11 protein-coding genes, 1 tRNA gene and 1 riboswitch are annotated in these 18,457 nt (G+C 74.7%); of the genes, 8 read left to right on the top strand and 4 right to left on the bottom strand.

Annotation, left to right across the window (positions count from 1 at the left end; translation table 11 throughout):
• Nucleotides 1-250 precede the first annotated feature (250 nt).
• The 6 genes from E4623_RS22945 to E4623_RS07195 are packed head-to-tail and all read left to right on the top strand — an operon-like array spanning nucleotide 251 to nucleotide 9,952.
• The gene (locus tag E4623_RS22945) at nucleotides 251-3,562 is read left to right on the top strand and encodes a hypothetical protein (protein ID WP_209020563.1); all 3,312 of its coding nucleotides are present in this window, start codon (nucleotides 251-253) and stop codon (nucleotides 3,560-3,562) included.
• On the top strand, nucleotides 3,559-5,283 hold the full coding sequence (locus tag E4623_RS07215; RefSeq protein ID WP_134765854.1) for a hypothetical protein: 1,725 nt from the start codon (nucleotides 3,559-3,561) through the stop codon (nucleotides 5,281-5,283). Before E4623_RS22945 ends, E4623_RS07215 begins: the two co-directional genes overlap by 4 nt.
• Nucleotides 5,280-6,278: a hypothetical protein gene (locus E4623_RS07210; RefSeq protein ID WP_209020562.1), complete on the top strand. Its 999-nt coding sequence runs from the start codon at nucleotides 5,280-5,282 to the stop codon at nucleotides 6,276-6,278. Before E4623_RS07215 ends, E4623_RS07210 begins: the two co-directional genes overlap by 4 nt.
• Nucleotides 6,271-7,458, top strand: coding sequence for an energy-coupling factor transporter transmembrane component T (locus tag E4623_RS07205; RefSeq protein ID WP_134765853.1), 1,188 nt, complete (start codon nucleotides 6,271-6,273; stop codon nucleotides 7,456-7,458). Before E4623_RS07210 ends, E4623_RS07205 begins: the two co-directional genes overlap by 8 nt.
• A complete protein-coding gene (locus tag E4623_RS07200; protein WP_134765852.1) occupies nucleotides 7,455-9,062 on the top strand; it encodes an ATP-binding cassette domain-containing protein in 1,608 nt (535 codons plus the stop codon). The genes E4623_RS07205 and E4623_RS07200 overlap by 4 nt, the downstream gene beginning before the upstream one ends.
• Nucleotides 9,059-9,952 (top strand): ECF transporter S component, encoded by an 894-nt coding sequence (locus E4623_RS07195; RefSeq protein WP_134765851.1) that lies wholly within the window; start codon nucleotides 9,059-9,061, stop codon nucleotides 9,950-9,952. The genes E4623_RS07200 and E4623_RS07195 overlap by 4 nt, the downstream gene beginning before the upstream one ends.
• A gap of 10 nt (nucleotides 9,953-9,962) precedes the next feature.
• Here the strand turns inward: E4623_RS07195 and E4623_RS07190 are convergent, their stop codons facing one another.
• Genes E4623_RS07190 through E4623_RS07180 form a run of 3 tightly spaced genes read right to left on the bottom strand, consistent with a single transcriptional unit; the run spans nucleotide 9,963 to nucleotide 14,015 of the window.
• Complete coding sequence (locus E4623_RS07190; RefSeq protein WP_134765850.1) at nucleotides 9,963-10,397, bottom strand: hypothetical protein; 435 nt, start codon at nucleotides 10,395-10,397, stop codon at nucleotides 9,963-9,965.
• A gap of 10 nt (nucleotides 10,398-10,407) precedes the next feature.
• The gene (locus tag E4623_RS07185; protein WP_209020601.1) at nucleotides 10,408-11,382 is read right to left on the bottom strand and encodes a ribonucleotide-diphosphate reductase subunit beta; all 975 of its coding nucleotides are present in this window, start codon (nucleotides 11,380-11,382) and stop codon (nucleotides 10,408-10,410) included.
• 26 nt (nucleotides 11,383-11,408) lie between these two features.
• Nucleotides 11,409-14,015: a ribonucleoside-diphosphate reductase subunit alpha gene (locus tag E4623_RS07180; RefSeq protein WP_134765849.1), complete on the bottom strand. Its 2,607-nt coding sequence runs from the start codon at nucleotides 14,013-14,015 to the stop codon at nucleotides 11,409-11,411.
• Nucleotides 14,016-14,150: 135 nt separating this feature from the next.
• A riboswitch (cobalamin riboswitch) is annotated at nucleotides 14,151-14,367 on the bottom strand.
• Between the two features lie 217 nt (nucleotides 14,368-14,584).
• On the opposite strand from E4623_RS07180, the gene E4623_RS07175 reads away from it, so the two are divergent.
• Nucleotides 14,585-14,658, top strand: a tRNA-Pro gene (locus E4623_RS07175).
• A gap of 207 nt (nucleotides 14,659-14,865) precedes the next feature.
• Nucleotides 14,866-17,535, top strand: a complete 2,670-nt coding sequence (locus tag E4623_RS07170) for a glycosyl hydrolase (protein WP_134765848.1) — start codon at nucleotides 14,866-14,868, stop codon at nucleotides 17,533-17,535.
• A 24-nt stretch (nucleotides 17,536-17,559) separates the two neighbouring features.
• Here E4623_RS07170 and E4623_RS07165 read toward each other — a convergent pair whose 3' ends face one another.
• Nucleotides 17,560-18,432, bottom strand: a complete 873-nt coding sequence (locus E4623_RS07165) for a helix-turn-helix transcriptional regulator (RefSeq protein WP_134765847.1) — start codon at nucleotides 18,430-18,432, stop codon at nucleotides 17,560-17,562.
• Nucleotides 18,433-18,457: the final 25 nt, after the last annotated feature.

The following is an 18,457-nucleotide window of genomic DNA, read 5'->3' as shown; positions in this document are numbered from 1 at the left end:
TGCAGGGGCGCGTCGGCAGGGCGCACACTGCGGTGCCCGGCTGGCCCGGGCACCACAACCGAACACACCTCCGCGGTGCTCAAAGCCGGTTCGATCCCGGCGCTGACCCGCAACCGTAGATCGCGGCGCCCCGGCGCCGCGGTGAGCCGGACTGGCCCGTGGAGCAGATACACACAACACACCGTCGTGGACTACGGGTGGGGTCAGCGCCCACCCGGCGCCTCCCCGCCCAACGGGGAGATGCAGAGCAATGCCGATCGGGACGCACCGCCGGGTCGCGGCCGGCGCCGCAGCGCTCGCGCTCGTGGCCACCACCCTCGCGCTGGTCGCCGGCGTCGTGGCCGCAGCCGCCGCGTCGCCGTCCTACGCCGGCGCCTGCACGGGCGACGACGCGCGCAGCGGGGTCACGGTGGTCGTCGACTTCCAGCAGCTCGACGGCAACGGCGGCACGGCGGCGCCGACGATCGTGCGCTGCTCCCCCGGCACGGTGGCCGCCGACGGCACGGTCACCCCGCGGACCGGGCACCAGGCGCTCGTCGACGCCGGCTTGACGCCGACCGGCGTCGACCGGTGGGGCGATGCGTTCGTGTGCCGGATCAACGGCCGCCCGGCCCTGTCCGAGACGCTGCCGGTGCGGTCGAACCCGCGCTACCGGGAGCGCTGCACCGAAACGCCGCCCGCGGCGGCGTACTGGTCCTACTGGTACGCCGACGGCGGCGGTCAGGACTGGCGCTACTCCGAGCACGGCGTCCTGAACCGCGACGTCGTCCCCGGCGGCTTCGAGGGCTGGTCCTTCGCGCTGGACGCGACGGCCGAGTCCAACCCGCCGCCGCGGCACCTGCCCGTCAACCCGGCCGTCGACCCGGACGCGCCCCAGGTCGCGCTGACCTCCGACCGGCTCGACGCGACCCTGGTGCTGGGGGGGAGCACCACGCTGAGGTGGACGTCGCGCAACGCCGACCGGCTGACCGCGAGCGGGGCGTGGACCGGCGACCTCGCCCGGCCGGGCGGCGCGCGCACCGTCCGGCCCACCACCGCCGGCACCCACCGCTACGAGGTCACCGCGCGCTCGGCCGACGGCACCGAGGTGCGTGACGTGCTCACCCTCGAGGTCGTCGGCGCCGGCCCCGACCCCGGTCCGGACCCGGCGCCGGACCCGGCCCCCGGTGGCCAGCAGGACCTCCCGGTCGACCCGGCCGCGCGGCAGGTGAGCGGCTGGCTGGTCGGTGAGCTCGTCGACGGCACGATGCCGGCACCGATCCCGACGTCGGCCGAATCGACCGACTGGGGCCTGACCGTCGACACCCTCTGGGCGTTGTACGCCGCGGGCACCGGACGGGAGGCGACGCGGACGATCCTCGACGCGCTCGACCGCGACGCCGGCGACTACCTCGGGGTCCGGCTGTTCGGCGACGCCGACGTGCGCCGGGCCGGGCCGACCGCCAAGGTGCTCCTGGCCGCCGTCGTGGCGGGCCGCGACCCGCGGTCCTTCGGCCGGGTCATGCGCGCCGACGGCTCGCTCACCGCCGGCCGCTACGACCTGCGCCGCGAGACCCTGTCGCTGGTGGCTCGTCGGGGACCCCAGGTCGGCCGGGTGCGCGACAGCGGGGTCGGCATCGACAACACCAACACCTTCAGCCAGGCCCTCGCGGTCATCGCCCTGGCACGCTCCGGTGGCGTCCCCACGGTCGCCGTCGACTACCTGGTCCGGCAGCAGTGCGCCGCCGGCTACTTCCGGATGTTCGACCGCAGCGACCGCACCTGCGACCAGGACGCCGACGCGGCCGACGGCGACGGCACCGCCATGGGCCTCCAGGCCCTGATGACCGCCCGCGCGAACGGCGTCGCCGGGCTCGACGACGAGATCGACCGCGGCGTGGCGTGGCTGGTCCGCGTCCAGCGCCGCGACGGCTCGTTCGGCGGCGGCACCAGCACCGAGGGCTCCAACACCAACAGCACCGGCCTGGTCGCACAGACCCTCGCCGCCGCCGGGCGCCGGCCCGCGTTCCGGCGCGCCCAGGCGTTCGTACGGTCGCTGAGCGTCGTCCCGGCCCCGCGCACCGGGCCGCTGGCCACCGAGCGCGGGGCGATCGCCTACGACGCGGGCTCCCTGGCGGCGGCGCGCGCGACGGGCATCACCGGCCGCGACCAGTGGCGTCGTGCGACGACCCAGGCGATCTTCGCCCTCGCCCCGGTCTCGTTCGTCACCCTCGGGGAACGGGCGCCGCGTGGTGAGCCCGAGGCGCCCGACCGTGGCGACGAGCCGACACCCGCGACCCCGCCGGCGACCGGGACGACGGCGCCCGGCTCCCCCGCGCCGCCGTCGAGCACCGGTTCCGCGACCGGTTCCGGCACCGGTGGCGAGCCGGCCCTCACCGTCCCCGGGTCCCCGCCCGTCGCGCCGGCGGCGGCCACGCCGAGCGGCCGGCTCGGCGCGCACCTCGCGGCGAGCCTGGTCGACGGCGACCACGTCGAGGTCACCGTCGACGCGACGGCGTACGTCGACTACGACCTCACCGCCGAGGTCGTCCTGGCCCTGCGCCAGAGCGGTGAGCAACCCGGTGCCGCGCGCCGCGCCACCCGGTTCCTGCTCGACCGGCGCTCGGTCGCGGCGTACGTCGGCGCAGCGCCCTACGAGCGTGCCGCCACCTACGTCGAGCCGCTGGCGAGGCTGGTCCTCGTCGCCCTCGCCTCGGACCGTCCCGCGGACGCCGCCCGCGCGTCCGCCCTCGCCGACCGGCTCGCCGGCCGGGCCGACCCCACCGGGTTCGCCGCGGGCGGCGCGGACGACGACGTCGCGTCCACCACCCGGTCGGCGTGGGCGGTCCTCGCCCTGACCGCCGCGGGCCGGCCCGAGGCCGCCGCGGGGGCGGTCGCCACCCTGGTCGGCGCCCCGTGCGACGACGGCCTCTTCCCCACGACCGTCGCGGGCGGTGCGGGGTGCGCGACCGGCGACCCCGTCGCCACCGCGCTCGTCGTCCAGGCCCTCGACGCGACGGTCCGTCCGCCCGACAGCGGCCCGGCCGACGCACCGGCCGACCGGGCGCCGGCGGCCTGGCCGGGCGAGCGCACGGCCGCCCTGGCCGGCGCCGGCGCGGCACTCCGGTCCGCGGTCACCGTCGACGGCGGACTCACCCTCGACGACGACCGCGTGTCCGCGCTGGCGGCGGTGGCCATCGCGCGCCAGGCGGTCGGCCTCGACAGCACCCGGACCCGCGACGTCCTGGTCGGCACCCAACGCACGGACGGCGGCCTGCCCGCGACCCTCGGGGCGACCCCGGTGACCGTCAGCGACCTCTCCACCTCCGCGGCCGCCGCCCCCGCCGTGGCCGGGACGTCGTGGCTGACGTCGTCCGCGTCGCCCCTGGAGGCGCAGGTCCTGCTGCCGCTCGCCGCCGAGCCGGACGCCGACACGTCCGACCCCGTCCGGTCCGACGCCGCCGCCGGCCCGGTGGAGCCCGGCCTCGACTGGCCGGCCTGGGCTGCCCTCGCGCTCGCCGCCGTCGTCCTCCTGCTCTCGCTCCCTCGCCTCCTCGCCCCTGAAGAAAGAAGCACCCCGTGAAGCTCCGCACCACCGGCCCCGCCGCCGTCCCGATCGCCGCGCTGGCCCTCGCCCTCGCCGTGACCGGACCGTCACCGGCGACCGCCGCTCCCACCCCGGCACCCACCGCCGGCCGCGACCTGCCGGCGGCGTCGTCCAGCTCGGCGTGGCTCGCCTCGCAGCTCGTCGACGGCCTGCTCCCGGGACCGTTCGGTCCCCGGCCCGACTACGGGCTGTCGATCGACGCGATCTACGCCATGCACGCCTCCGGCGACGGCGAGCTCGCCGAGCCGATCCTGACCGCCCTCGACGACGAGGGGCTGGCGGCGAACTTCTACAGCGCCGTCGAGTGGGACGCCGAGCACGGGCTCGAGGAGCACGTGGCGGGCGCGACCGCCAAGACCCTCGTCGCCGCGCAGGTCGGGGGACGCGACACCCGCGACTTCGGGGGCCAGGACCTCGTGGCCCGCACCCTGAGCACCGTGGTCACGGCGGCCGACGTCGCCCCGGGCGGCCGGTTCGCAGCCGGCGGCGAGTTCGCCGACGGCGGCATCTCGGTGACCGACGTCGGTCGCGTCGTCGACTTCGGGCCCGACGTCACCTACAACAACGCCAACAGCTTCGGGCAGACGCTGGCCGTCATCGGGCTCGCCCGCGCGGGCCGTCTCGCCGGCCCCGTCGTCGACAAGCTGCTGTGGCAGCGCTGCGGTGCGGGGTTCTTCCGGATCTACTACGACGGTCCGCGCAGCTGTGACCAGAGCCCGTCGGCCGCGCCGGACCGCGACGCCACCGGTCTCGGTCTCTCCGCGATGCTGGCCGCCCAGCGCTCGGGCGTCGGCGGCCTCGACGACGAGATCGCCGGGACCGTCGACTGGCTCCTCGACCAGCAGGACGCCGGGGGCGGCTGGGGCGGCGGCGTCGGCACCGAGGCCCCCAACACCAACAGCACCGGCCTGGTCGTCCAGGCCCTCGCGGACGCCGGCGCACCGGTGGGCGCGGTCGCGGACGGCGAGGCCTACCTCACGTCCGCGCAGGCCACCGCCGCGGACGCCGGCACCGCGCTCGCCGGCGACGTGGGAGCGATCGCCTACACCCCGGCCGAGCACGACGCGGCCCGCACCGACGGCATCGGCTCGCCCGACACCTGGGTCCGCGCGACCGCGCAGGCCTCGCTCGGCCTGGCGCAGGTCGGCTTCTGGGACCTGACCGCCCCGCGCGCCGCCCGGTTCGCCGTCACGGCACCGACCGGGTACGTCCTGCGTGGCCGGTCGATCGCGGTCCGCGCCACCGGGCTCGCCGGAGGCGAGGCCTACCGGGTCACCGTCGGGGGGCGCAGCGCCGCCACCGGGACGGCGTCCGCGACCGGCGCCGTCGCCGCCGCCGTCGTCGTCCCCGCCGCCACCCCGCCCGGGACCCGCGCGGTGGTGGTCACCGGGTCGACCTCCGAGCGCACCGGCGCCGGCACCATCCAGGTGCTCGCCGCGAAGCGGCTCGCGGTCCGTCTGAGGGCGGCGAGGCTGCGGCCCGGCACGCAGCAGAGGATCACCGTGCGCGGCCTGGCCGCCGGCGAGGCCGTCACCCTCCGGGTCCGCGGCAGGGTCCTGCGCGGTCGCGCCACCGCCGCGGGCGTCCTGGTCCGCACCGTCCGCGTCACCAGGCCGTTCGGCACGGCCCGGGTGCGGGCCACCGGCGCGTACGCCGTCCGCTCGGGCGCGGCGACCTTCCGCGTGGTCCGCCGGTGAGGAGACTCGCCTCCGCCGCGGGTGCCCTGCTGCTCGCGCTCGCGGGCGTGCTGGTCGCCGGGGTGCCCGCCGCGGCCCCCGCCACGGCCGTCGGGGCCGTCGCGGCCGTCGACACCAGCAAGGGCACCCCGGGCTTCTGCCCCGACGACACCGGCGTGACCGTCGTCGTCGACTTCCAGCAGCTCGGCGGCGACCCGATCGTGCGGTGCAACCCCACCAGCACCCGCGGCACCGGCCTCGACGCGCTCCAGGGCAGCGGCATCCAGGTCGAGGGCGTCCAGCGGTGGGGCCTGGCGTTCGTCTGCCGGGTCGAGAACCGGCCCTCGGCCGTCGAGACCCTCGCCATCGAGGGCGACGAGGACTACCGGGAGGGGTGCCTCGACACCCCGCCCGCGTCGGGCTACTGGTCCTACTGGCACGCCGGCAACAACTGCGCCTGGACCTACAGCCAGTGGGGCGTGAAGAACCGCGACTTCGTGGCGGGCGGCTTCGAGGGCTGGTCGTTCTCGCTCAACGCCGGGAGCGGTGACAACCCCCGGCCGCGGGTCGCCGCGGTCCGGCCGGGCACCGAGGGCGGGCCGTGCACGGAGTCGCGGGAGGCGGCGCCGACCGGCGAGGACCCGCTCGCGCAGCAGGCACGACCGGACGCCCCGGCCCCCACCGGCCCCGCACCCACCGGCGCCGACACCCCCGGCACCGGCGCGGGCCAGGACCCGCCGGTCGCGCCGGGCGGCTCGGCCGGCAGCGACGACCTCCCCGCGCCGAGGCCCCGCGACCCGGCCCCGACCGCCGGCGCGGCCGGCACCGCCGACGACCCGGCCGACAACGTGGAGTTCACCGGCGGCGAGGCCGCGCCCGACGTCCGCGACACGGTCGGGGACCAGGTCGGCGCCAGCGACCTGGCGCCGTGGGTCGCGGCCGGCGCGATGCTGCTGCTCGCGGCGTCGGCCGTGCTGACGTCACGACGACGACGGCGGGCCCGCGACGGTGCGTGACCGCGCCGTGCGGGTCGTCTCGACGTACTTCCTGCCGCGCGACCTGCACCCGGTCGCGTGGTGGGTGTGGGCGCTCGGCATCGCCACCGCTGCCAGCAGGACGACGAACCCGTGGCTGCTCGCCAGCATGCTCGCCGTCGTCGGTCACGTCGTGGTCGTCCGGCGCGGCAGCGAGCCGTGGGCGATGTCGTTCCGGCTCTACGTCTACCTCGGCGCGTTCATCGTCGTGGCGCGGGTGCTGTTCCGCGTCGTCTTCGGCGGCGCCGAGGGACCGTCGATCGTGCTGCGGCTCCCCGAGGTCCCGCTGCCCGCCTGGGCCGCCGGGATCCGGTTGTTCGGGGACGTGTCGGCCGAGTCGCTCCTCGGCGGCCTCTACGACGGTCTGCGCCTGGCGACGATGGTGATCTGCCTCGGCGCCGCGAACGCGCTGGCCAACCCCAAGCGGCTGCTCAAGTCGATGCCGTCGGCGCTCTACGAGGTCGGCACGGCCGTCGTCGTCGCGCTGTCGGTGTTCCCGCAGCTCGCCGAGTCGGTGCTCCGCGTCAACCGCGCCCGCCGGCTGCGCGGCAGCACGTCGACGGGTCGCCGGGCGCTGCGCTCGGTCGTCATCCCGGTGCTCGAGGACGCCCTCGACCGCTCGCTGCGGCTCGCCGCGTCGATGGACTCCCGGGGCTACGGCCGCGCCGGCGACGCCACCCCACGGCAGCGCGCGACCACCGGGTTCTTCATGGTCACCGGCCTGGTCGGGCTCTGCGTCGGCATCTACGGCACCCTCGACGCCACCACCCCCGGGTACCTCGGCGGGCCGATGCTCGCCGGCGGACTCGTGATCGGGATGACCGGCTTCGCCCTGGCCGGACGACGGGTGCAGCGCACCCGGTACCGGCCCGACCGCTGGCACCTCGCCGAGGTCGTCACCGCCGGCTCCGGCGTCCTGGTCGCGGCCCTGGTGCTCACCTCGGGCGGCGCCGACCCGGCCGCCCTCAACCCCTCGCTCCTCGAGCTGTCGTGGCCGCTGCTGGCCTGGGCGCCGCTCGCCGCGGTCTGGATCGGGCTGGTGCCCGCGTTCCTGTCGCCGCCGCCGGTGCCGCCCCACGACGAGCTGGACGACGTCCCCGACGACCGGCTACCGACCCACGACCACGACCGGGACGACCAGCCCGTCGGGAGCCGCGCATGATCACCCTCGACGCCGTCTCGTTCTGGTACCACGGCCAGGAGCGACCCACCCTGCACGAGGTCGACCTGACGCTCGAGGAGGGCGAGCTGGTGCTGCTCACCGGCCGCACCGGCGCCGGGAAGTCGACCCTGCTCGGCACCCTCAACGGACTGGTGCCGCACTTCACCGGCGGCCACCTGCAGGGCAGGGTCACCGTCGCCGGCGTCAGCACGCACGAGCGACCGCCCCGCGAGTTCGCGCACCTGGTCGGCGTCGTGGGTCAGGACCCGCTCGCCGGGTTCGTCACCGACACCGTCGAGGACGAGCTCGCCTACGGGATGGAGCAGCTCGGCGTCCGCGCCGACGTGATGCGCCGCCGCGTCGAGGAGACCCTCGACCTGCTCGGGATCGCCGAGCTGCGCCGACGCGCCCTGCGCACCCTCTCCGGGGGCCAGCAGCAGCGCGTCGCGATCGGCGCGGTGCTGACCACCCACCCGCAGGTGCTGGTGCTCGACGAGCCGACGTCGGCCCTCGACCCCACCGCCGCCGAGGACGTGCTCGCAACCATCGCCCGGCTGGTGCAGGACCTCGGCACCACCGTGGTGCTCGCCGAGCACCGGATGGAGCGCGTGGTCCCGTTCGCCGACCGGATGCTGTTCGTGGACGCCGACGGCCGCGTCGAGGTCGACGAGCCCGCCGCCCTGCTCGCCCGGACGCCGATCGCGCCGCCGATCGTCCGGCTCGGCCGCGAGGTCGGCTGGGACCCGTTGCCCCTGTCGGTCCGTGACGCACGACGCCGGGCCGGCGCCGTCCGGGAGCGGCTCGAGGTCGCCGGCGCTCCGGTCGACCCGCCCGCGAGCACGGCGCCCCCACTCCTCCAGGCCTCCGGCGTCGTCGTCCGCTACGGACCGAAGGTCGCGGTGCGCGGCGTCGACCTCGTCCTGCGCCCCGGCACCGTGACCGCGCTGATGGGCCGCAACGGCTCCGGCAAGTCCTCGCTGCTGTGGGCGGTCCAGGGCTCCGGCCCGCGCCAGGGCGGCCGGGTCGCGATCGCGGGGAAGGACCCGAAGGAGCTCTCCGCCACCCGGGCGCGCGAGCTCGTCGGGCTGGTCCCGCAGTCGGCGGCCGACCTCCTCTACCTCGAGACGGTCGGCGCCGAGTGCGCGACCGGCGACGTCGAGGCAGGCGCCGAGCCGGGCACCTGCGCGACCCTGCTGGAGTCGATCGCGCCGGGTGTCGACCACGCCCGGCACCCACGCGACCTCTCCGAGGGACAGCGGCTCGCGCTGGTGCTCGCCCTCCAGCTGACGGCGGCACCGCAGGTGATGCTGCTCGACGAGCCGACCCGGGGGCTCGACTACACCGCGAAGGCGACGTTCGTGGCCGTCGTCCGCCGGCTCGCCGCGGCGGGCCGGGCCATCGTGGTGGCGTCCCACGACGTCGAGTTCGTCGCCCAGGTCGCCGACCGCGCCGTCGTGATGGCCGAGGGCGAGATCGTCTCGGAGGGCCCGACCCGCGACGTCCTCGGCGGCTCCCCCGCCTTCGCCACCCAGGTCGCTAAGATCCTCGGGGCGGGCTGGCTCACCGTCGACGAGGTCGGCGCCGCGCTGGGGAGGACCCCGTGAGCGACGTCCGGCCCGTCTCCGCACCGGTCAGGGCCTGGGACGACGCCGGCGCCGTCCGGATCGGCAGGCGCTCGGCCCTCGTGCTGGCGCTGGCCTCGCTCGGCGGCCTCCTGATGTTCTGCTGGCCGCTGCTGGTGCGCGTCGACCCCTCCTCGCTGCAGCACGGTGTCGACGCGCCGTTCGTCTTCCTCGCGATCCTGCCGGTGCTGATCGTGATCGTGCTGGCCGAGCTCTCCGAGGGCGGGATGGACTCCAAGGCGCTCGCGATGCTCGGCGTCCTGTCCGCGATCAACGCCGCGCTGCGCCCCCTCGGGGCGGGCACCGCGGGCATCGAGACGGTCTTCTTCCTGCTCGTGCTGTCGGGCCGGGTCTTCGGGGCCGGGTTCGGCTTCGTGCTGGGGTGCACGTCGTTGTTCGCCTCCGCACTGCTCACCGCCGGCGTCGGGCCCTGGCTGCCGTTCCAGATGCTGGCCTCGGCGTGGATCGGGATGGGCGCCGGGCTGCTACCGAAGCGGGTCACGGGCAGGGCCGAGATCGCCATGCTCGTCGGCTACGGCATCGTGGTGTCCTACGCCTTCGGCTTCGTCATGAACCTGTGGTTCTGGCCGTTCGTCACCGGCGCGGAGGTCGCCTACCACGAGGGCGCGATCTCCTACGTCGCCGGAGCGCCGGTGCTGGAGAACCTGCACCGGTTCGCGGTCTTCACCCTGCTGACCTCCACCGCCGGCTGGGACACCGGCCGCGCGATCACCAACACCCTCGCGATCCTGGTGCTCGGCCCCGCCGTCCTGAACACCCTGCGCCGGGCCTCCCGCAAGGCCTCCTACGGCGTCGCCGGCAGCTTCGAGGACCCCGGCGACCTCGGCGGGAGGACGACCGCGTCCCGGTGACGCGTCGCGATCAGGCCCAGCCGCGCGCCCAGGTGACGACGGCACGGACGGCGGCGTCCGGGTCGGCGCCCAGCCGGTCGAGGACGTGGGAGGGGACGGCGGGGTGGGCCGCGACCCATCCCCGCACGAACGGGTCGGGGTCGTCGACCAGGCGGTGCAGCACCGCGACGGGGGTGCGCTCGTTGCGGGCGACGCAGCGGCGCACCGCGGCGTCGGCGTCGCCGGCCAGCTCGACCAGGACGTCGTCCGGCGCGCGGTACGAGAGCGCGGCGCTCTCGCGGATGCGTGGGTCGGCGGACGCCGCGAGCGCTCGGACCCGCGCGGTCTTGCCGTCGCTGGCCGGCGGCGAGGTGAACGCCGAGAGCGGCACCCCGGCCGCGTCCGTGCTGCTGGACGCGGCCAGGGCCGCCCGCTGCTGCTCGGTGAGGAAACCCAGGCAGGACATCAGGCCACCGTCAGCCCTGCCGGGCGTTGACCTCGTAGGAGGTGTTGATCGACTCGAAGAAGTTGACCAGCTGGAGCGTGTCGTTCGCCGTCGCCATCCACTTCGCCGGGTTCGCCACCCCGTAGTGCGCGCCGAAGCCCAGCTCGTCGAGGCGCCGGTCGGCCAGGTAGCGCACGTAGGTGTTGATGTAGTCGGCGTTCAGCCCGAGGATCCCGTTCGGCAGGAGGTCGCGGTTGTAGGCCTCCTCCATCTCCACGGCGTCCAGCACCATCTGCTTGATCTCGGCCGCGAACTCCTCGGTGGCGACGTCCGGGTTCTCCTCGAGCACCGTGAGCACGAGGTTGATCCCGAACTTCAGGTGCAGCGACTCGTCGCGCACGATCCAGTCGATCAGCGAGCCGAAGTTCCGCAGCAGGTTCCGCTGCCGGAAGCTCAGCGCCACCATGAAGCCCGAGTAGAACCAGATGCCCTCGAGGATCACGTTGTAGGCGATCAGGTTGCGGACGAAGTCCTGCTTGCCCTCGGTGGTGGTGATGTCGAGGGTCTGCTCGGTCATCCGCTTGATGTAGCGGATCTCGAACTCCTCCTTCGCCGCCATCGACGGCACCGTCACGTGCGAGGCGTACGCCGCCTCCCGGTCGATCGGGAACGTCTCGAGCACGTACTCGAAGCTCATGCAGTGGTTGGCCTCCTCCCACATCTGCTTGGCGAGGTAGAGGTGGCACTCCGCGGCGTTGACGTAGGGGTAGACGCCGAAGGCCAGGGCCTTGTTGACGAGCAGCTCGTTGGGGTTGAAGTAGCTCATCAGGAAGGTCAGCGCGCGGCGCTCGTCGTCGCTCATCCGCTCGAAGTCACCGAGGTCCTCCCCCAGCTGCACCTCGTTCGGGAACCAGGTGTTCGCGACCGCCTGGTCGTAGAGCTCCATCGCCCACGGGTAGGTGACCGGCTTGAGGAGCAGGCCCTGCTCGATGCCGGTGCCGAGGATCCCCCGCCTGGTCCCGTCGCCGGCGCTCACTGGCACGACTCGCACTGCAGACGCTCCATCGGGTCGATGGGGCACTCGGCCCCGTCGACCTGCTCGAGCTCCTGGACGTCGTCCGGCACGACGGGCTCCGCCGCCGCCGCCTCGACGACCGGCGCCGCCACCGCCCCGAACCCCCGTCCGGCCGGCGCGGCCGCGCCGAACCCGCGGCGGGGGGCACCGCCCCCACCGCTGCCGCCGGTCGCGATCGCCTCGGCCTTGTTGACCTTCACCGTGCTCTGCTCGGCGGTGTGGCGCGGCATCATGTGCAGGTAGTAGGTCGTCTTGACGCCCATCCGCCAGGCGGCGGAGTAGAGGTCGACCATGTTGGCGACGTTGCGGTCGGCCAGGTAGATGTTGCGGCTGATCGCCTGGTCGATCCACTTCTGCGCCCGCGCCGCGACCTCGAGGTAGGCGCGGCCCGAGAGCTGGAACGACGTCTGGTAGATCTCGACCAGCTCGGCCGGGACGGGGTGCAGCTCGGCCACCTGGGACAGGTCGCCCTGGTGGCGCAGCAGGTCCTCGCGCACCCGCTCCCACAGCCCGAGCGCCTGGAGGTCCTCGACGAGGTTGCGGTTGACCTCGAGGAACTTGCCCGAGCTGGTGGCGCGGCTGAAGATCTGGCTGAACTGCGGGTCGAGCCCGGGCGTCGTCCCGGCGACGAGGCCGATCGAGGCGGTCGGCGCGATCGCCAGCAACGTCGAGTTGCGGATGCCGCCGGCGACCTTGGTGCGCAGGGCGGCCCAGTCGAGCCGGGTCGTGCGGTCGACCTCGACAGGCACGCCGCGGTCGGCCTCGAGCAGGTCGAGGGAGTCGACCGGCACCAGGCCCTGGCTCCAGCGCGAGCCCTCGAAGTTCGCGTAGGAGCCGCGCTCGCGGGCGAGGTCTGCGGAGGCGTCGATCGCGTGCCAGCTGATGAACTCCATCAGCCGGTCGATCAGCTCGTAGGCCTCCTCGGACTCGTAGGAGTACCCGAACCGCTCGACGACGTCGGTGAACCCCATGACGCCGAGGCCGAGCGCCCGGTTGAGCTCGTTGCTCCGCTCGGACTCCGGCACCGACGAGATCGTGATGTCGATGAGGTTGTCGAGCTGGCGCACCGCGAGCCGGGCCGACTCCGCGAGCCGGTCCCAGTCGATCCTCGCCCCGTCTCCCCCGGCACTGCGGCGGCGTCCGGTGACGTGGCGCGCGAGGTTGATCGAGGCGAGGTTGCACACCGAGACGTTGTCGACGTCCTGCGGCAGGCAGATCTCGGTGCACAGGTTGGAGAGGTGGATCGTCCCGGTGTTGTGGTTGAGCGCGCGGGTGTTGATCGTGTCCTTCCACGTCAGCCACGGGTGCGAGGTCGACTGCAGCGAGGTGAGGATGGCGCGCATCTGCTCGCGCGCGCCGATCTTCTTGTGCCGCAGCTCTCCGGCCTCGGCACGGGCGGCGTACTCGGCGTAGCGCCGCGAGAACGCCGCTCCGGTGAGCTCGACGAGGTCCGGGACGTCGGCCGGGTCGAAGAGGTACCACGGCTGGTCGGCCTCGACGCGCTTCATGAAGTCGTCGCTGATCCACACGGCGGTGTTGGCGGTGCGGGTCCGACGGTAGGGGTCACCGGAGTTCTGGCGCAGGTCCAGGAACGCCGGGAAGTCGAGGTGCCAGTTCTCCATGTAGAAGCAGAGCGCGCCGAACTTCTTGCCGCCGCGGCTGACCGCGCGCAGCGTCGAGTCGATGGTGTGCATGAACGGGATCGGCCCGGTCGAGCTGGTGTTGTTGGACCTGATCGCCGAGCCCTCGGCGCGCAGCTTGGTGACGGACATGCCGATCCCGCCGGTGCCCTTGGTCAGCCACATGACGTCGCGCACGGACTTGGCGATGTGCTCGATCTCGTCCTCCATCTGCATCACGAAGCAGTTGGAGAGCTGGGCGTAGGACGTGCCGGCATTGACCAGGGTCGAGCCGGCCGCGAGGTACTCCAGGCGCGACATCTTGTCGTAGAAGCGCTCGGCGGCGGCGTTGGCGCCCGGTCCGTCCTGCTCGGTCTCGTTGAGCGAGAGGCCCATCGCGACCCGCATCCAGAAGAACTGGGGCATCTCCATCGGCCGGCCGTCGGGTGCGGAGATCATGTAGCGGGTGCGCATGGTCTGCACGCCGATGTAGCGCAGCAGGTCGTCTCGACCGGGGTCGAGCGCGGCGCCGAGGCGCTGCAGGTCGAAGTGGGTGCCCAGCCGCGGGTCGAGCAGGCCGAGCTCGACACCGCGCTCGACGAACGCCACGAACGCCTCGGCGTGGAAGGCCTGCACCTCGTCGCGCGTCACGCCCTCGCCGAAGATGGACTTGTAGAGGCTCTTCACCAGCAGCCGGGAGGCGATGGTGTCGTAGGCCGGGTCGTCCTTGACGTTCTGGAGGGCGACCTGGACGACGGCCTCGTCGAGCTGCTCGCTGGTGATCTGGTCGAAGAGGGTGATCTCCAGCTCGGAGCGCAGCTGCGTCGCCCGGGCGACCTCGTCGTCGAGGCCGGCGGCGGCCTCCTGGATCGACCGGGCGATCTCGTACCCGTCGTACGGCGCGCGGCTGCCGTCGCGCTTGACGACCGTGATGGTGCTGCTCATCGGTTCCACCCCTCGTGGACTCGTGCGGTGAAGCGTCCGGGGGCGAGGCGAGCAGGAGACGGCGGGCGCGGTCGACGGGTCGGGCCCGCCGTGCGCGTTCGATCCCCTGACCCTCCCTCGAGGTCGCGGACCCCACCGATCGCGGTGGGCACTGGCAGGTCTTCGGACTCGTGGGCAGGTGCTGCGTTCCTACTGTCCGTCGCTTCCCAGGCCCGGCACGTACGCCGGACCCAGTGCTTGTGACGGAGGTCGTTCCCACTTACCGCTGCGGGGCAGTTCCGGAGTCTCACCGGATTCCCTCTTGCGACGACTCCCCTGGATGAGGAGCCGAACCAGCTGCGTGCACCACCATATACGGGAGTCACGCCGTTGTAACTACCCAGATGTAGTGGTGGGCGCGGTGGTCGGCCCGGCCGAGGATCCGGTACCGCCGTGCGGCGGGCCGCGACGGCCCTCCCCGACGCCGTGCGGCCGGGGCTCGATGCTCCACCCGGCCGGCGTGTCGGCACCCTCGATTCCGGCCCGCGGTCCGGCTGCGATAGAGTCCACTCGCCTTGCTCGCAAGGTTTCGGGCTGTAGCGCAGCTTGGTAGCGCACTTGACTGGGGGTCAAGGGGTCGCAGGTTCAAATCCTGTCAGCCCGACCGAAGGATCTGCGGAGTCCTCGCAGGTCAGAGCCGAAGGGCCCGCACCGGACGACCGGTGCGGGCCCTTCGTCGGGTCCGACGACACCCGTTGTGTCCCACCTCACAGCGGCGCTACGCTCACCCCACTTCTGGCGGGCGCTGGTCCGAAGTCGATCGGCGCCCGCCGGAAGCACCAGCTCGGACCCCCGACGAGGAGCAGCCGCCATGAACGACCGTCGACGACGTCGTCCGGCCCTCGTGGCCCTGGCGGCGCTGCTGGTCCTCGCCGGCGCGCCGGCCGCGGGCACCGCCACGGCCACGACGACAGGTGCGCCGACCGAGGGGCGGGCGTCCCCGCGAGCGCCCGCCGCGGCCGCCGCGGCCGCCGACGTCCTGCCCGAGTTCGCCACCCGGGTCCCGGTGCCGCCGCGGGTCGGCCCGGGGGTCGTGCCCCCGACCAACTCGTGGATCAGCGGCGCGGTCTACGCCCGCCCCGAGGCCGACGCTCCCGACCCGCCCACCTGGGTCGGGGGCGGCCTCGCCTTCCGCTCGCACGACGACGGCTTCGGCGTCGCCCTCCCCGTCGTGCGCGGCTTCGGCGACTACGCGCTGCTGCAGTCGTGGGAGGACGCCCAGGCCCTCCGGCTGACCCCGCCGGGCGCCACCACCTACCGCCTCACGCGGTGGGACGACCTCTCGGCCGACCTCACCTGGTACGCCGGGCAGACCGAGCTGGGCACACTGCGGGCGGTCGAGGGCTGGCCGTACGTGATGTACACGGCCGCGACCGACCAGTCGGTCGCCGTCAACCGGGCGCTCAGCGCGTCCGGCGGTCGCCACACCTGGCAGGCGGGCACCGGTCAGGTGCTGAACGTCGTCACGGCCGGCACGGTCGGCGGCGGCGGGATCGCGCTCGACGCCGGCCAGAGCGTGCACGTCTTCGGCACCCCGCAGGGGGCGACCGCCGCCGACGTCACCGCGTTGGTCGACGGCGCGGTGCCGGTGCTGGGCACCCGCACCGAGCACGACGTCAGCGGCGGCCTCGCCCGCGCCACCTTCGTGCTGCAGACCGGCGGACGGCCCACCGTGCTCACCCAGATGCCCCACCAGGACTACGGCCTGCCCACGCTCACCGGGCGCTGGGAGAACGCCACCGGGTGGGCGCACGGCGCGGTCGGCACGTCGTTCACCACCACCGCGAAGGTGTGGGACGTCGCCAGCCGGCTCGACCTGTCCGGGCTCGACGAGGCCCAGCTCACCTTGCTGCGCGACCAGGTGCGCTCCGACGTCGACGGCGTCCTCGAGTTCCCCGCCGACACCTACTTCGGTGGCAAGGCGCTGTACCGCGCGGCCAACCTGTACCTGCTGGCCGGCCAGCTCGGCCTCCCCGACGAGGCGGCCCGCATCGAGGCCGCGATGACCGCCGAGCTCGACGTCTGGCTCGACGCCGATCGCTGCGCCACCGAGCGCCGCGACCGCTGCTTCGGCTACGACGCCGTCACCCGCACCGTGGTGCCCGACGGCGACGCCTTCGGGGTGTCGTCGTCGGTCAACGACCACCACTTCCACTACGGCTACTTCCTCTACGCCGTCGGCGTCCTGGCGCGCGACGACCCCGCCCTGGTCGACCGCTACCGCGAGACCGCCGACGTCCTGGCGCAGGACATCGCCGCCCTGCAGACGACCGACTCGACGATCCAGCGTCGCGCCTTCGACGACTGGCGCGGCCACTCGTGGGCCAACGGCACCGGCGGCGGCATGGACGGCAACGACCAGGAGTCGACCTCGGAGGCGATGAACGCCTGGGCCGGGCTCGCGCTGTGGAGCGAGGTCAGCGGCGACGAGGCGCAGCAGGAGCACGCCCGGTGGATGCTGGCCTTCGAGGCCGCGACCGCCCGGGCCTACTGGTGGAACCCCTACCGGGCGAGCACGCTGCGCGCCCCGATCGTCTCGATGGTCTTCCAGGGCAAGTCGACCTACGAGACGTGGTTCTCGGGCGACGCCAGCGCGAAGACGGCGATCATCGTGATCCCGATGGGCCCCAGCCAGCTGGGGTTCCTCTCCAGCCTCGGGGAGGAGCGCATCCGCGCGGTCACCGAACCGCTGTTCGAGGGCGACTACGCGAACCGGCCGCTCATCGACTGGAACGCCGCGCTGCTCGGCCTGGCCGACCCCGAGCGGGCGCTGGCCATCGCGCAGGGCCTGCCGCGCGTCGACAACGGCAACACGCGCAGCTACCTCTACGCCGTGATCATGGCGGGTGCCGCCGAGTCGGCCGTCGGCGCGCCGGCCGCCACCCGGCTGCGACTGAGCGCGCCGGCCGGGCCTGCCGACGACCTGGTGGCCCTCGGCCTGGCCCTCGAGACCGACGACGGCTCGCCGGTGCCCGGTGCGCGGGTCGTCGTCGAGCGGAGCCGCGACGGCGGGTGGGAGCCGGCCGGCGCCGTCGTCACCGACGAGCGCGGCCGGGCCACGACCCGCCTGGTCCGGGCGCGGTCGGCGCGCCTCAACGTCTTCCGTGCCCGCTGGGCCGGCGACCCGGCCTTCACCGCCAGCACGAGCACCGCGGTCACCAGCACGCTCGTGCGCCGTCGGTCGGTGCTGACGGTGGGCGGCCCGCACCGCGCACGTGCGGGCAGGCGCGTCGTGCTGCGGGTCGGCTGGCGGACGGCGTCCGGCGCGGCGGTCGACGGCGCCCTGCGCCTCCAGCGCTCGGTCGACGGGCGCACGTGGCAGCGGGCCGCGCTGGTCCGCACCGACCGGCTCGGCCGGGCTGCGGTGCGGGTCGTGGTCCCGCGCACCGGCGCGCGGTGGCGCGTGGTCGCGGCGCGCACCGACTGGACGTGGGGCGGGCAGAGCACCGGCCACCGGGTCCGCGTGACGGCGCCCGGCTGAGCGACCCGGCGTGTCGCGGAGCGGTCACCCGGTGGGCGAGGGTGCGACGGCGTCCTGGACGCCGGCCACCAGCGCCAGGCGGAACCGACTCTCGTCGTCGGTGCCGGGGGCGGCGGTCATCACGACGATCTTGAGGTCGGCCTCGCCGTCGGTCAGGGTGTCGCAGTCGACGGCGACGGGGCCGACGGCCGGGTGGTGGACCACCTTGCGGTCCTCGCGGTGGGCGCTGACCGTGCCGGCGGCCCACAGCTCGGCGAAGCGCGCACTGCCGGCCAGCAGGCTGCGGACCAGGGCGGCCAGGCGTGGGTCGTCGGGGAAGCGGCCGGTGGCGCGACGCAGGTCGGAGGCCACCGCCGCCTCGGTGTGGGCCTGGTCCTGCACGACCACGGGCCACTGGGCGATCGCCGGGCCGTCCGCCGCGACCGGGAAGACGCAGCGGGCGAAGTTGCGCACGGGCACCGGCACCGCGGCAGGATCCCCGAGCAGCGCGGCCCAGCTGCGGTTCCACCAGATCAGCTGCCAGTCGGCGGCGAACACGGCCACCGCGGCGTCCCCGAGACGCGACAGGACGCGGTGGACGCTCGGCGACACGTGCTCGGACACCCGCCCGCTGGTGGGCGGCGCGAGCGAGGCCAGCCGGAAGAGGTGGTCGCGCTCGTCGGTGCTCAGCTGCAGGGCCCGCGCCAGCGCGGCGACGACCTGGGCCGACGGCGTGGTGGCGCGTCCCTGCTCGAGGCGCACGACGTAGTCGACCGAGACGCCGGCCAGCTCGGCCAGCTCCTCGCGCCGCAGTCCCGAGGTGCGCCGGCCGTGACGCGCCGGCAGACCCGCAGCGGACGGGGCGAGCCGGTCGCGCCACGCACGGATGGTCGAGCCGAGGTCCGTCGTGGTCGTCACCCCACGATCATCCCCCGGGAACCGC

The organism is Nocardioides sp. 1609, assembly GCF_004522105.1.
In the GTDB taxonomy this organism is placed as follows: Bacteria; Actinomycetota; Actinomycetes; order Propionibacteriales; family Nocardioidaceae; genus Nocardioides.
The sequence above is the reverse complement of the archived record's forward strand: the minus strand, read 5'-3'. Positions and strand labels throughout refer to the sequence as shown.

Bases quoted from the DNA above. Each gene is read 5' to 3' on its own strand.
- E4623_RS07200 (WP_134765852.1), top strand. From the start codon at position 7,455: ATGATCACCCTCGACGCCGTCTCGTTCTGGTACCACGGCCAGGAGCGA.
- E4623_RS07190 (WP_134765850.1), bottom strand. From the start codon at position 10,397: ATGTCCTGCCTGGGTTTCCTCACCGAGCAGCAGCGGGCGGCCCTGGCC.
- E4623_RS07180 (WP_134765849.1), bottom strand. From the start codon at position 14,015: ATGAGCAGCACCATCACGGTCGTCAAGCGCGACGGCAGCCGCGCGCCG.
- E4623_RS07170 (WP_134765848.1), top strand. From the start codon at position 14,866: ATGAACGACCGTCGACGACGTCGTCCGGCCCTCGTGGCCCTGGCGGCG.
- E4623_RS22945 (WP_209020563.1), top strand. From the start codon at position 251: ATGCCGATCGGGACGCACCGCCGGGTCGCGGCCGGCGCCGCAGCGCTC.